Annotated in this window: 1 protein-coding gene; it reads left to right on the top strand. The window is 68.3% G+C overall.

Annotated elements, in window-relative coordinates:
• A partial coding sequence (locus tag HV826_RS36325; protein WP_255217603.1) for a condensation domain-containing protein occupies positions 1–1317 on the top strand: 1317 nt, incomplete at both ends.

Below are 1317 nucleotides of genomic sequence, written 5' to 3'. Positions count from 1 at the left end.
CTCTCCTTCACGGCCCTCTCGACGTCGAGGCGCTGTCGTCCGCACTCCGCTGGCTCCTCTCTCGCCATTCAGTCCTCCGCCTCGCCGTCCCCTCTGACGAAGGGCGCCCTGCTCCCTTCCTCCTCGAGGTGCCGGCACGCGTCCTCCGTCACCAGAAGGTGGAGGTCGCCGACGAGGTGCAGCCCTGGCTGCGGGAGGAGATCGACACGCCGTTCTCGATGGAGCATGGCCCGCTCTATCGCTTCAGCCTGCTGAGTCTCTCTGCCGAGCACCACGTCCTGTCGCTCGTCTTCCACCACCTGGCGGTGGATGGCTTGTCCCTGTCCATCCTGGTCCGCGAATTGGGCGTGGCGTATCGAGCGTTCCAGCAGGGCGCAGCTCCCGAGCTGCCACCTGTGACACTGGATTGGGCGGACGTGGCGGTCTGGCAGCGCAGCGCCCCCGTGCTCGCGAGCGAGGACGCGCAGCTCGAATACTGGAAGCAGCAGCTCACCGGCGCACCGGCGGTCCTGTCGCTCCCCACGGACAAGGCGCGGCCTCCAGTCCTCTCACCTCGGGGACGGCTGACCCGCCGGGAGCCGCTGTCCATTCGCCTGAACGAGGCCGTGCGCGCGCTCTGCCGCGAGCGGCAAGTCACGCCCTTCATGGTGTTCTACGCGGCCTTCGCCGCGCTGCTGCGCCGCTACTCGCAGCAGTCCGACTTCTGCGTCGGCACGCCCGTCGCGGGCCGCACCCATCCGGCCACCGAGGACGTCGTCGGCACCTTGGTGAACACGCTGGTGCTGCGCAGCCAGGTGCACGCGGACAGCTCCTTCGACTCACTGCTCTCCGAGGTCCGCGCCACCACCCTGGAGGCCATGTCCCACCAGGACGTTCCTTTCGAGCGCGTCGTTCGTGCGCTGGGCGTGGAGCGGACTTCCGCTCACTCACCGCTCTTCCAGGTGATGTTCGACCTGTACCAGCAGGGCGATGCGTTGACAGGCGCATTCCCTGGACTCGATGCGCGCCCGCTGGAACTGGACATCCACACCACGCACTTCGACCTGTCGCTGACGGTGCACGCCAGCACGGAAGGTTTCGGCGTGACGGTGCAGTACAGCACCGACCTGTTCGAGCACGACTCCATCCAGCGCCTGGTGGGCCACTACCTGCGCCTGCTCGAAGGCGCGCTCGCCGCTCCCTCCGCGCCCCTTGCGTCCGTCGACCTCCTCTCCGCCTCCGAGCGCCAGCAGGTCCTCTTCTCCTTCAACGACACCTCCAGGCCCTTCGACTCCCTCGCCTCGGTGTCCTCCCTGTGGACCGCCCAGGTCGCTCGCG

The organism is Myxococcus sp. AM010, assembly GCF_013372585.1.
Lineage (GTDB): Bacteria > Myxococcota > Myxococcia > Myxococcales > Myxococcaceae > Myxococcus > Myxococcus vastator.
The sequence above is the reverse complement of the archived record's forward strand: the minus strand, read 5'-3'. Positions and strand labels throughout refer to the sequence as shown.